The following is an 11307-nucleotide window of genomic DNA, read 5'->3' as shown; positions in this document are numbered from 1 at the left end:
AGGGACCGGACGTGCCGACGTCCGCCCTGGATCTGGAGCGCGTGTGCACGGACGGGCTCGGCTACGCGGGGATGCCCGCCTACGACCGTACGAAGAAGACCGTGCATCCGGCGATGCTCATGAACAACCCCGGCGACAGCTGGTCACAGTTCGAGCCGCCCTCCGGCGACTTCCCCAGGGGCTGGATCCTCGGCTACGCGGACAAGCCGGCCGAAGCCGAGCTGGTCGTCTGCGTCGAACGCACCAAGGCGACCCCGACCGGCAAGGTGTGCGACATGGAGACCGATGACGGCAAGCCGCTGAAGATCCGCACGTACAACACCTCCTACCGGCTGAGGGTGGTCGAGGCGCGGACGGGCGAAGAACTGTACGAGCACACCGGTGAGGCCGAGTCCGACGAGTGCCCGGTGTACATCTTCACCTCGGAGGGCGAGGACAAGGACAAGTACTACAACGAAGTGCGGCCCAAGGACTACCGCAAGCGCGTCCAGCCCTTCATCGCGCCGTAGTCCTCATTCCGGCCGCCCCGCCCCCAGACCTCCCCTGGAGGAGAGTTTGTCCGCCACGACCACCACCGCCGTCGATCTCACGGGGCTCAGCGCCGCCCGCGGCGGTTCCCGTCGGCTCACCGGCCATCTCACCCGGCCCTCCGGGCCGGGCCCCTGGCCCGGCGTCGTCGTGATCCATGAGGCGCTGGGCGTCAATGACGTGATGCACCGCCAGACAGAGCGGCTGGCGAGAGCCGGGTACCTCGTCGTCATGCCCGACCTGTTCACCGACGGAGGGGCCGTACGCTGCCTGGTGCCGACCTTCCGGGCCGCCCTGTCCGGACGTGGCCGGGCCTTCCATGACATCGAGGCGGCCCGCACCCACCTCGCCCAGGATCCCGACTGCACCGGGCGGATCGGCGTCATCGGCTTCTGCATGGGCGGTTCCTTCGCCCTCCTCGCCGTAGGTGGGGGCGACTACGACGCCGCCGCGGTCAACTACGGCCGCCCGCCCAAGCATCTCGAACGGGCGCTCACCGGTTCCTGTCCCGTCGTGGCGAGTTACGGAGCCCGTGACCGTACGCTGAAGGGCGTGGCCTCCGGTCTGGAGGCTTCGCTCGACCGGCTCGGCGTCGTCCACGACGTCAAGGAGTATCCGGAGGCCGGGCACTCCTTCCTGAACGACGCCGAGGTCGGGGCACGCGCGCTACGTCCGCTGATGCGTGTCGCCGGAATCAGACCGCACCCGGAGTCCGCCGTCGACGCGTGGCGACGCATCGACGGCTTCTTCGCCACGCACCTCAAAGAGGGCGGCGTCGAAGGGGCGGCGGAGATGTGAGTCGGCTGCGGATGCGTCGTGGTTGCTCGCGCAGTTCCCCGCGCCCCTCAAGAACACCGGGCGCGCCCCTGCTTTCAAGGGGCGCGGGGAACTGCGCGACAAGCCCCCACCCACCCGCAGTCGGCTCACGGCTCCTGGCCACGGACGCCGTCCGACCGACGGACCACGGCGCCACGCGCACGCGCCCCCGGCTGCCGCGGAAGCAGGGCGACCGAGGCGACCGGAATCACGGCAAGGACCAGCCAAGGCACCGCGGCGGGCAGGCCGGCGTCCATCAGTGACCCGGCACCCGCACTGCCGGCCAGCACGATCAGACCGGACACGGACGACATCGCCCCGGTGTACAGCCCGAGTCGCCCCTCGGCCGCGAGATCGGGCACCCAGGCCCGGGCGGCCGGAGCCACCAGCATCTGCCCCACCGTCAACAGCACCACGAACCCGGCCGCGGGCAGCAACCCCGCCTCGCCCGTCCACTCGGCGGGCAGGGCCACGGCCACCACCCCGAACCCGGCGGCTATCAACAGCAGCCCCGCCGTCATGGACCGACGCAGGTCCAGCCGGTCCGCCACCCACCGCGTGACCGGCAGCTGCGCGGTCACGACGAGCAGCGAGGACAGCCCGAACAGCCAAGCCAGCGCCGACTGCGACCCCGTGGCCCGCTCCACCTCGTCGGGGAGCAGAAGGTACAGCTGGTTGTACGCCAGCAAGTACGCGCCGTACGCGCAGCACAGCGCCAGGAACCGGCGGTTGCGCAGCAGGCCGCCCAGACCGCCCTTCACCTCGATCCGCTCCCGGCCGGGGATGTGCTGCGGCAGCAGCCGGAAGTGCCCGGCGAGAACGAGGACGAAGACCCCTGCGCCCGCGAGGCACACCACGCGGTAGTCCACGGCCAGCAGCAGCGCGCCGATGAGCGGTCCGACGAACGCCCCGGCCTGTCCCGCCACCGTGAACAGCGCGAGCACGCTCGTACGGGGGCCGCCTCCCGACTCCTCCCAGACCACCGCCTGCCGGGCCACCTCGGACTCGACGGCCGGGGAGAACAGCGCCGCGGCGAAGCCGATCAGCAGGACCGATCCGATGACCGACCAGTCCGCGTCCGCGTAGCCGAGCCACGCGAAACCGGCGATCCGCAGCACGCACCCCGCCAGCACCACCGGCCGTACGCCGTAACGGTCGGCCAGCGCGCCGCCCACCACGAACAGGCCCTGCTGGCTGAAGGTCCGCAACCCGAGCACGAAGCCGACCATCCAGCCGGCCATGCCTATCGCCGTCCCGAGGTGCTCGGCGAGGAACGGCAGCACGGCGAAGAAGCCGACGTTGAAGGCGAGTTGGGTGAGGATCAGCAGCCGCAGCAGGGGGTTGAGCTTCGCCCAGGTGCCGCGGCGGGAAGGCTTGGCCGCGTTCCCGTCGGGCGCCTCGCTCAAGGCCCGCTCCGCGGCCGCCCCACTCCCCGTCCACTGTTCGGACGCGTCACTCGCCGTCCGCCCCACCGGCCGCTCGCTCGCCGTCCGCTGTACGGGCATGCCGCTCTCCGTCCACTTCTCCGACATGTCGTTCGCCGCCTGCTTCCCGGACACCTTGCTCGCCGCCTGCCTCTCGGACCCGACACTCACCGCTCACTGCTCCTTCGCCTCGCCCACCGCTTGCCTCTCGGGCGTCTCATCGGTCGTCCGCCTCCGGGGCGTCCGCTCGGTTTCCGCTCGGGCTCGGTCATCCGGTGTCTCCGACGGTGGTGGCGACGGCGGGCGTCGGTCGGCGTACGGCCCCGGCGAACGGGCGGCGCGGCCACCGCACCCCACCCGTCGCCGTCACGGCCAGCGCGCCCAGGAGGGCGAGTGCGGCGGCGGGGGCGAGTACGGCCCAGGGGGCGCGTTCGGCGTACGGCTGGTTCTCGGCGAGGAGGCGGCCCCATTCCGGGTCCGGCGGCTGCGCGCCGAGGCCGAGGAAGCCGAGGGAGGCGAGGGCCAGGGCCACACCGGGCAGCCGGAGCAGGACGTGGCGGATGACGGGTGGGAGGAGGGCGGGCAGGAGGTCACGGCGGAGGAGATACGTCTCGCCCGCGCCGAGCCCCTTCGTGGCGGTGATGTGCGTGGTGGCCCGCTCCTGTTCGAGCAGGGCCGTGGTGTGCGCGGCGAGCGGCACCCAGGCGACGGCGGCCACGGCCAGCGCGGGCGTCGCCGCTCCGCTGCCGGCGACGCCCGCGACGAGCAGGCCCGCGAGGACCGCCGGTAGGGCGTTGACGGTGTCGACGAGGGGCCCGGAGAGGCGGGGCAGCAGTCCGAGCAGGACGCCGGTCAGCAGTGCGGCCGCGCTGATCGCGACGGCCAGGGCGAGGGTGGTGAACGCCCCGTGGCCGATACGGGCGAGGAGGTCGCGGCCGAGCGCGTCGGTGCCCAACGGGTGGGACCAGGAAGGGGGTTGGAGCCGGGCGCCGGTGTCGAGGGCGAGCGGGTCGCGGGTCAGGCCGAGCGCGACGACCGCGAGGAGCACCGTGCCGTGGAGCAGGGGGGTGCGGCGTGGCGCGGGCGGCTTCGGGCGGTGCAGGGAGTGGAGCGCGCCGTCGCGGAGGGCCGGGCCGATGAGGAGGCGGGCGGCGAGGCGGGCGAGGACTGCGGCGAGGGCGGCCAGCAGGACGAGGGCGAGGGTGCCGGCCTGGAGGACGGGGAGGTCCTGGGCGATGGCGGCCTGGAGGGTGGTGCGGCCGAGGCCGGGTATGTCGAAGATCTGCTCGACGGTGACCGCGCCGCCGGTGAGGCCGACCACGAACAGGCCGAGGTTGGGCAGCAGTGCGGGTAGGCAGCGGCGTACGGCCTGGCGGGCGGTGGTCCGCCCGGGTATCCCGCGTGCGGCGGCGGCCAGCGCCCAGGGCTCGGCGAAGGCGCCGGGCAGCAGGTCGTCGAGTATCCGGCCGAGCAGCGCGCCCGCGGGCAGACCGAGGGCGAGGGCGGGCAGCACCATCCACCGCGGCCCGTACCAGCCGAGCGCGGGCAGCCAGCCGAGGTGCACCCCGACGACGACGGCGAGCACGGACGCGGTGAGGAACTCGGGCAGCGCGGCGAGTATCGCGGCCACGCTGCCGCCGCCGCGCCGCTCGTCGAGGCGGCGGCGCGCGCCCAGCCGCAGGGTGCGGGAGCAGACCGCCGCGGCCGTGACCGCCGCGACGACGAGCGCGGCGGCCATCAGCAGCAGGGAGACACCGAGGGCCTGGACGACGGACGGGGTGACCTCGGCGCCGGAGATCCACGAGCGGCCCGCGTCACCGCGCGCCAGCCCGCCGAACCACTCCCCGAGGAGCTGAAACGGCCCGGCGTCCAGACCGAGTTCGTCCCGTACGGCGGCCAGCACGTCCGGCGTGGGGTCGCGTTCGGCCGAGCGCGCCTTGAGGACCGTGAGCGCCGGGTCGGTGCGCGACAGCCACGGCAGCAGTCCGATGCCGCACAGCAGGGCGGCGGCGAGCAGGACGCGCCAGAGTGCCCGTATCAGCGCCGGGTCCCCGTTCCGATCAGAGTGCGCTCGTACGGGTCGAGGATCACGCCCTGTACGGAGGTGCCGACACCGGTGATGATCCGCTGGTGGACGAGCGGGACGGTGGCGTCGGTGCCGAGGATCGCCGCCTCGGCGTTCATGGCCGCCTGCTGCCGCTCGGCGGTGTCGGACTCCTTCTCGGCTGCGGCGACGGCCTGGTCGACCTTCGTGTCGCAGAGCAGTGCGAGGTTGTAGCCGCTGTCACAGGTGAAGTCACTGGCGAGGATGGAGACGGGGTCGCCCGTGTCGAGCAGGGAGTTGCGGGCGCCGACGAACGCGTCGAACTTCCCGGCGAGGGCGTCGCTCTCCAGCCTCGAGTACTCGCGGACCTCCAGTTCCACCTCGAACCCGGCCTTCTGGAGCTGCTGTTGCAGCACCTGGGCGACCTCGGGCAGTTCGGGCCGGTTGTCGTACGTGGCGATGGTCACCGAGGTGCCGTCGGGGTCGGCGGCCTCGGCGCGCCCGGACGGTTCGACGCTCCCCCCGCCTTCTGCCCGGGGTACCCCCATCGCGCTTCGCGCGCCCGCCGCCCAGGTCACGGCGGGCCCGAAGATGCCGGCGCCGGCGTCGGCGTGGCCCTCGTACACGTCCTTGGCGAGGACGGAGCCGTCGACGGCCTCACGGGCGGCGGCCCGGAGCCTCGGGTCCTTGAAGGCGCCGGTCCTGGTGTTGAGCAGGAGGCTGGTGGTGCGGGTGGTGGCCGTCTCGCGCCGGGTGCCCTCGTCGAGGGTGGACGCCTGCGACACGGGGACGGCCTCGGCGATGTCGACCTGGTCGGTGCGCAGGGCGTTGGTGCGGGCGGTGCCGTCGGCCATGAACCTGGCGTCGATGCCGGAGGCCTGGGCACGCCCGCCCCAGTACGCGTCGAAGCGGTCCAGGGTGGCAGCGGTGGTGCCCGTGACCTTGGTGACCTCGAAGGGACCGGTGGCCGTACCCACCGGGTCGACCCGCTTGCCGCCGTAGGCCTTGCCGGACAGGATCGCGAGGCCGGGGCTGGTGAGCCGGAGCGGCAGGGCGGGGTCCGGGTCCTCGGTGGTGATGCGCACCTGGCGGTCGCCGCCCGTCTTCGCGGCGAGCGAGATGCCGGTGAGCGCGGCGGTGACCGGCTCGGCCTCCGTGGCATGGGTGAGGGCGGCGGCGACGGTGGCCGGGGTGACCTCGCTGCCGTCCTGGAAGACGGCCTCGCGCAAGGTGAAGAGCCAGTTCCGGTCGTTCTCACGCGTCCAGGACTCGGCGAGCGCGGGGGCCGCGGCGCCGTTGGCGTCGAGCTTGGTGAGCCCCTCGGTGACGCCCAGCCGGCTGAGGAGGGTGGCGTCCTCGCCGTAGGGCGAGAAGTTCTCGGCGGGCGGGAAGGCGAGGGCCACGCGCAGCCGGGAGCCGTCGGCGGAGTCGTCCTCGGACGTGTCACCGCCCGAGGCGAAGCAGCCGGTCAGTACGGGGGCGAGGAGCAGGCCGGCGACGATGCGACGGCGGCGGGGAGAGCGCATGGTCCTTGGTTCTCTGTGGGGGGCAATGCGGGGGGCAATGTGGGGCCAAAGGTGGCCGGTGGGGCGGCCGATGGGGCGCGACGCAGCCTACATGGGAATGATTTTCATCTAGTGGGCGAGGATGCGGTCCCTCTTGGGCACCGGGATCTCGAAGTGCACGACCCGTTCCCCGGTCTCCTCGCGCTCGTCGCACACGGCCACCCCCTGCGAGAGCCAGAAGTCCTCGGCACCGGGCACCGCGGGGTCGGTGTGCAGATAGACGGAGCGGTAACCGCCGTCGGCCGCCGCGAAGTCCAGCAGCGCCGCGACCAGCCGCCGCGCCAGTCCGCGCCGCCGGTGCTCGGCGCGCACATAGACACGGCGCAGCTGGGCGGTCTCGCCGGACGGGTAACGCTTCGCGAGCCGACGGGGGTTGGGCGGATGGGCGGGACCGCGGGAGTCCAGCGCGCCGGTGGCGACGACCGTACCGTCCCGCCCGTCGACCGCCACCAGGAGCACATGCCGGTCGGGGGCGACGTACGCGCCGTGCAGATCGATGATGTCCCGGTGCCAGCGCGGCACATAGCCCGTGCCGAAGTCCCGGTAGACGGTGTCGAGCATCACCGTGCGGGCGCCGTCGAGGTCGTCGGGTCCTGCCACCCTGATGTCATAGTTATGCACCTGCGCATCATATGCAATAAGTGCGATCATCTTGATCGGGGCACCGATCGGCCGACCCTCCGCCAAGTGGTGAGGGGGAGCGCCCGAACGGCCGGTATACAACCGTGCGCCACCAGCCGCCGCACCGGACAGGCGTGTTGACGCGCCCACCGGGTACTCCGTCCGTCATGCGGATGAGCGTGGTGGATGTGGGATCGAACACCGTACGACTCGTGGTGGCGGACGCCGAGGGCGGTGTACCGCTGCCGGTGCACACCGCGAAGTGGCGTCTGCGGCTGTCCGAGGAGGTGCCGCACGGCGGGAACGTGCCCGACGAGGCCGTACGACGGCTGGCCGACGCGGTCGCTGCGGCGGCCCGCACGGCGGAGCGGTGGGGGGCGTCGGCCCCGCTGGCGTTCGCGACCGCCGTGGTGCGCTCAGCGCCCAACTGCGCCGAGGTGCTGCGTACCGTGCGCGCGGAGACCGGGGTACGGCTGTCCACCCTGCCCGGCGAGGTGGAGGCAGAGCTCACCTTCCTCGCGGCCCGGCGGTGGATGGGCTGGCGGTCGGGGCCGCTCGCGCTGCTCGACATCGGGGGCGGTTCGCTGGAGGTGGCCTTCGGGCGGGGCCGGCTGCCGGACTTCGTGGCGTCGCTGCCGCTGGGCGCGAACCGGCTGACCCATGAGTTCTTCCCTGGGCAGGACCCTCCGTCGCCCGACAGCGTCAAGGCGCTGCGCCGCAAGGTCCGCCATCAGCTGCGGGACGCCGCCGCCCGCATCCGCTGGGAGGGGCCGCGCACCGCCGTGGCCACCTCGCGCACCTTCCAGCAGCTCTCCCGGCTGTGCGGCTCCGCACCGGGCCGCCACGGTCCTTTCGTGGAACGGGAGTTGCGGCGCGAGGACCTGCGGCGCGCGATCGCCCGTCTCGCCCCTCTCCCCGCGGCCGAGCGGGCCGCCCTGCCGGGCATCTCCGCGCCACGGGCGACGCAGAGCCTCGCGGGGGCGCTGGTCGGGCACACCACGATGAAGCTCACCGGTCTGAAGACGGTGACGATCTGCCCCTGGGCGATCCGCGAAGGAGTACTGCTGCGGCATATCGAGGACGGCCCGGCGTGGTGGTCGGAGGTGACGCGGGACATCGAGGACACCGAGTCGGCCGGTTCGAACGCGTCGGGGGCGGTGCCCCTGCGTATCGCCGCGCCGGCCCGCTGACCTCACTCACTTCACCGACAGGAGCACTCCCATGACCCATCACGACAAGGGGAACCCGGACAACAGGCACGACAAGCACGACAGGCACGAGCCCGACACCGCCCTGAACGAGGTCCTGCACGAGGCGGAGCAGGCCGAGACCCGCGTCACCGACTCCGAGAAGCGGCGGCGCCGCCGGGGCGAGGCGGGCGACGCGATCACACCCAACGAGGAGGCACAGGAGGAGTCCCGGCACGACTACTAGCGCTCCGGCGGTCAGAGCCCTCTTGGAATGTCAATACGTGGAACGGGAATTCATCTTTTCGAGTGCTGTAGATCTTGCGCGGGACAGGAAAGGGATGGCCCGGCCCGTGCCGGGGTAGCTACCGGGATCGAATGCGCCCTACCCCTGACAAGGTGGAGCCGCCATGTATCCGGAAGCCCATGACCGTGCCGCGCCGCCGCCCGAGGGCGCGGCCACCGGATCCGGGTTCGCGGCGGCGAACCCGCACGCCCGCACCCATCGGATCGGCCCGTTCACCGTGATCGAGGTCTCGGGCGAGATCGACATGGCGTCGGCGGGCTTCGTGGCCGAACATCTGACGGCCGCCACCACCGGGGGCGCCGAGCCGGACGTGCTCGTCGACCTGCGCCGCGTCACCTTCTTCGACTGCTCGGGCCTGCGCGTGCTGTGCCGGGCCGAGGCCGCGGCCAAGACGCGCGGCGGCCGGCTCCGTCTCGTCTCCGACCAGCCCCGGATGCACCGACTGCTGCGCGCCGCCCGGCTGCTGGGCCGTTTTCCCCCGCTCCCGGACCTTCCCCCCGAAGCCCCTCCGCCGCCGCCTTCGCCGCAACGGCCAAGTCTCAAGTAGCAGTTCAATGAAACGATTGAAGGACCTGCGGCAGGCGCACACCGTTCCGGTCGACACCGGCGCGGAAGCCGAGCGATACAGAAGTGGAGACGCGCGAAGTGAAGTTCCTTCTCGAGGTCGAACTGGACAGCACGGACTGGGACGAGGGCACCACCGTCCAGGAGTTGGAGCGCATCCTGCGGTACTGGGGCGGCAACCTCCGGCACTGCGAGATCGAACCCGGGGACGGACAGCCCCTGTACGACTCCGGCCACCAGGAGGTCGGGCGCTGGACCATCACCTCCGGGTGACCGGCTGAGAGTCACCGGCGGTGATGCGGGAGTGGGAGTCACCGGCAGGTGATGCCGGGGGCCGGCCGGCAGCCCCACTCCGCTCGGCCGGCCCCCGGACGGGGATCGCGTGACACACCGCGACAGGGCTCGCGCTCCCCAGCCACGGGCCCTCGCTCATCACTCGCGGGACCACGCGACCCCGGTCTGTCGGCCGCGAAGCGGCCGTTCGCACGCGAAGCGGACGGCGCCTAGAAGGCGTAGAGGACGCTCGCGGCGGAGTCCTTCAGGCACTCGTTGGCGAAGGTGCGCTCGTACGCGACGCGCTTGCCCTGCCACACACCCTGGACGGTGACGACCACGGGGTCGTACTGCTTGCTGCACATCACCCCGGCTCTGCCGGCCAGGGCGTCGAGGTCCCCGCCGCTGCTACGGAGTTCGGCACAGGCACCGAGGGGCGCCGGGTGCGTGCCGGAGGCCTTCGGCGCACAGGTCAGGGTGACCGCGCGCTCAGGGGTGACAGCGGCCGCGCTCTCACCGTGGCCCATGGTCAGGACCAGGGCCGAGGGGGCGTAGAGCCCCGACGCGGCGGGCTCGGGGGCGGCGAGCGCGGACCCCGTGAGGGGGCCGCAGACGGCGGTGGCCGTCAAGGTGAGGGTCGCGGCCCAACGCGCGGTGTTCGGCATGGTGTGCATCCTTCCGCTCTGCGGGAATGTCCGGACGGCTTCGCCACATCTGTCGCGTATACGAAGCCTGTCCGGTCGGTGCCGGATCGGCGAGCGCGAGTCTGCCGGGTCCGACGCCGGAACACACATCGACCCCACAGGTTTCGGTAACTTTGAGTGTTCAATCAGTGGCGTGAAGTCACGGAACTCGACCATGCAAACCCCGAATCTGAGCGGTTCTTGATCGTTCGGTGTTTGCTGATGGCCAAATCTCCATGGCTGGGCAATCGGCCTGAAACATTCCGCTTCAGCTCGCGGCGGACTCCGGAAGGACCACCCCATGACCCCTTGCGTTCATGGAGCTGCGGAGTAATCGTCATTACATGATTACAACGGAGCAGAACGAGAAACTGCGCGGCTGGTTCGCCGGTCGGCTGCCCGACGATCTCTTCGAGAGCCTCGCGGAGGTGACAGTCGACCGCGAGGAGATCACCGTCGTCGGCCGCATCCCCGAGCCCCGGCTCACCGAGGGTGCCCCGGCCACTGAGCGGGCGGCGGCCGTCGAGGGCCGCATCCAGGAGTTCCGGGAACGGACCCGAGAGGACCGGATCGAGGTGGCCCGGGAGGCGGAGCACCGGTTCCGGAAGAAGGTCTCCTGGGGGGTGGAGTGCGGCGGCGAGCGCGCCCTGTTCACCCACATCGCCGCCCCCGTGATGACCCGGCTGCGCCAGCCCGAGCGCCAGGTCCTCGACACCCTCATCGCCGCCGGCGTCGCCCGCAGCCGCAGCGACGCCCTCGCCTGGTGCGTACGCCTGGTCCAGCGGCACACCGACGACTGGCTCACCGAGCTGCGGGAGTCGCTGGAGCACGTCCAGCGGGTACGGGCACAGGGGCCGGACACGACAGCCGGGAATGACCAGGCGCGCCCAGCACCGGCGGACGAGCCGACAGACGGACAGATGGATGATTCGTCCACCCAACCGCCGAAAGGTGGATGAAGCGCACCCTGGCGTCTGCTTGACGTGCGCTGGAGCCCCCTTGACCGATAAGTCCCCGACCACCGCGCGCTCCCCCGCCGCCCCGCCCCCGTCCCGCACGGAGGTCGAGTCGCACGGCGTCGAGGCACTTGTTCCCCGAACCCCCGCGCGGTGTACGGCCGCGAGGGCGCCCGCCTGGCCCGTACGGCCGACGTGCCGGTACCGCCGATCACCGGACCGGGGACACCTCCGGACACGACGTCACCGGCGCTCGTCACCGGGAAGAGCTGACGGCGGAGCCCCTGATCCGCCGTCAGCCCGACCTCGGAATTCCCTGCGCCGCATTCCGGCCATGTG

The 11307-nt window shown here is 72.3% G+C and carries 12 protein-coding genes; 7 read left to right on the top strand and 5 right to left on the bottom strand.

Annotated features, from left to right (window positions below; genetic code table 11):
• Positions 1-11: 11 nt before the first annotated feature.
• Both JIX55_RS44455 and JIX55_RS44450 read left to right on the top strand, forming a co-directional pair.
• A complete protein-coding gene (locus tag JIX55_RS44455) occupies positions 12-509 on the top strand; it encodes a hypothetical protein (RefSeq protein WP_257568884.1) in 498 nt (165 codons plus the stop codon).
• A gap of 46 nt (positions 510-555) precedes the next feature.
• Positions 556-1326 carry a dienelactone hydrolase family protein gene (locus JIX55_RS44450; RefSeq protein ID WP_257568883.1) on the top strand — a complete coding sequence of 257 codons (771 nt, stop codon included), beginning with the start codon at positions 556-558 and terminating at the stop codon, positions 1324-1326.
• A gap of 125 nt (positions 1327-1451) precedes the next feature.
• Here JIX55_RS44450 and JIX55_RS44445 read toward each other — a convergent pair whose 3' ends face one another.
• The 4 genes from JIX55_RS44445 to JIX55_RS44430 all read right to left on the bottom strand — a co-directional run bounded on the left by JIX55_RS44445 (position 1452) and on the right by JIX55_RS44430 (position 6998).
• A complete protein-coding gene (locus JIX55_RS44445) occupies positions 1452-2939 on the bottom strand; it encodes an MDR family MFS transporter (protein WP_257568882.1) in 1488 nt (495 codons plus the stop codon).
• A gap of 97 nt (positions 2940-3036) precedes the next feature.
• Positions 3037-4506, bottom strand: coding sequence for an ABC transporter permease subunit (locus JIX55_RS44440; RefSeq protein ID WP_257569701.1), 1470 nt, complete (start codon positions 4504-4506; stop codon positions 3037-3039).
• Positions 4507-4805: 299 nt separating this feature from the next.
• Positions 4806-6338, bottom strand: a complete 1533-nt coding sequence (locus tag JIX55_RS44435) for an ABC transporter substrate-binding protein (protein WP_257568881.1) — start codon at positions 6336-6338, stop codon at positions 4806-4808.
• 108 nt (positions 6339-6446) lie between these two features.
• A complete protein-coding gene (locus JIX55_RS44430; RefSeq protein WP_257568880.1) occupies positions 6447-6998 on the bottom strand; it encodes a GNAT family N-acetyltransferase in 552 nt (183 codons plus the stop codon).
• A 167-nt stretch (positions 6999-7165) separates the two neighbouring features.
• Here JIX55_RS44430 and JIX55_RS44425 point away from each other — a divergent pair, with 167 nt between their 5' ends.
• From JIX55_RS44425 to JIX55_RS44410, 4 genes are all read left to right on the top strand, one after another.
• A complete protein-coding gene (locus tag JIX55_RS44425) occupies positions 7166-8188 on the top strand; it encodes a Ppx/GppA phosphatase family protein (RefSeq protein WP_257568879.1) in 1023 nt (340 codons plus the stop codon).
• A 31-nt stretch (positions 8189-8219) separates the two neighbouring features.
• Positions 8220-8432 (top strand): hypothetical protein, encoded by a 213-nt coding sequence (locus JIX55_RS44420; RefSeq protein WP_257568878.1) that lies wholly within the window; start codon positions 8220-8222, stop codon positions 8430-8432.
• A 163-nt stretch (positions 8433-8595) separates the two neighbouring features.
• Positions 8596-9039 (top strand): STAS domain-containing protein, encoded by a 444-nt coding sequence (locus tag JIX55_RS44415; RefSeq protein ID WP_257568877.1) that lies wholly within the window; start codon positions 8596-8598, stop codon positions 9037-9039.
• Positions 9040-9137: 98 nt separating this feature from the next.
• Positions 9138-9329: a hypothetical protein gene (locus JIX55_RS44410; protein WP_257568876.1), complete on the top strand. Its 192-nt coding sequence runs from the start codon at positions 9138-9140 to the stop codon at positions 9327-9329.
• A gap of 230 nt (positions 9330-9559) precedes the next feature.
• Here the strand turns inward: JIX55_RS44410 and JIX55_RS44405 are convergent, their stop codons facing one another.
• Positions 9560-9994: a protease inhibitor gene (locus JIX55_RS44405; RefSeq protein WP_257568875.1), complete on the bottom strand. Its 435-nt coding sequence runs from the start codon at positions 9992-9994 to the stop codon at positions 9560-9562.
• Positions 9995-10356: 362 nt separating this feature from the next.
• Between JIX55_RS44405 and JIX55_RS44400 the strand changes: the two genes are divergently transcribed.
• Positions 10357-10971 (top strand): hypothetical protein, encoded by a 615-nt coding sequence (locus tag JIX55_RS44400; protein ID WP_257568874.1) that lies wholly within the window; start codon positions 10357-10359, stop codon positions 10969-10971.
• Positions 10972-11307 lie beyond the last annotated feature (336 nt).

It is taken from the genome of Streptomyces sp. DSM 40750, from assembly GCF_024612035.1.
GTDB lineage: Bacteria > Actinomycetota > Actinomycetes > Streptomycetales > Streptomycetaceae > Streptomyces.
This window is presented reverse-complemented; position numbering and strand designations above follow the sequence as displayed.